1 pseudogene is annotated in these 913 nt (G+C 46.3%); it reads right to left on the bottom strand.

The annotated features are described in order from the left end of the window. Window positions 1–484, bottom strand: a pseudogene (locus PAECUDRAFT_RS24315) (IS4 family transposase); the annotation flags it as partial. Window positions 485–913 lie beyond the last annotated feature (429 nt).

Genomic DNA, 913 nt, shown 5'->3' with positions numbered 1-913 from the left:
TGCCTGTGGTTTCTTCGATGCGGTGAGGTTGCCCTTGTGTTGGTTTGTACGCAACATGCAACTTGACCCCCGCACGTTCGCCTTTCAGCGGTGCCCAGGGCAGGCGGCCGGCTCCCACTGTAATTTTAGTTGAATCCAAGATCAATAGTTCCTTTGGCAAAGATAACTTGCGCTTAGCTTGCCGATTGCAATGACCAAGCAAGTAGTGCAGTAATTGCTTAAAAATCCCGAAAGGGACATCTCCAGCTTTTTTGGACACGGTAGAGTAACAGGTTTTCACCAAGTGATAGGCAGGGGCTCGCAAAGCCCCTTCGCGATAGCTTTTCCACTGGTCCGATGCCGCTTGAGCAAAAAACAAAAATAAGTCATAAACAGTGAATTTACGCCCTACTTCTCGATAACCAACCGAATTTGAAAAAGAATCCACAATTTCTTTCGGTAGTGCAGTTTGAACTAGCTGGCTGAACGTAGTAGACTTATTCATAAGATCGCCTCTTGGGGGTGGAGTGGGTGGTACTACCCATTACCCGAGAGTGCGGTCCTTTTACCATTTTCAGGTTAATCAACAGGCCTGCAAACTGTGCAATGTCCGCAGCCGACAGGCTATCCCATAAGGCAAAAAAGCGCCCAATGTGCGTTTGTCATTGTATAAAGTGCAGGCCTGTTGATTATCAAGAAACTGGGAATGGGAAAGTGAATGGAAAAGTAGTGAGTGCCACTCTCCATTCGGGAGCCAAATGATGATGTCGAAGTGCACGAACGAATAGGGTTAAGGATAATGAGGCAGATACGTGTATATGGGGAACGACATGATCAAAGAGCATTTTAAGCAAAACATAAACGGTCATGGCAATATATAACTGGCTGTAGACTGCATTAGAGCTCGTGCCAAAAAGGACGGGTACATTGACAT

The sequence above is a fragment of the Paenibacillus curdlanolyticus YK9 genome (assembly GCF_000179615.1).
Classification (GTDB): domain Bacteria; phylum Bacillota; class Bacilli; order Paenibacillales; family Paenibacillaceae; genus Paenibacillus_T; species Paenibacillus_T curdlanolyticus.
Note: the sequence above shows the minus strand (reverse complement) of the source record. Positions and strands in the feature narration are given on the sequence as shown.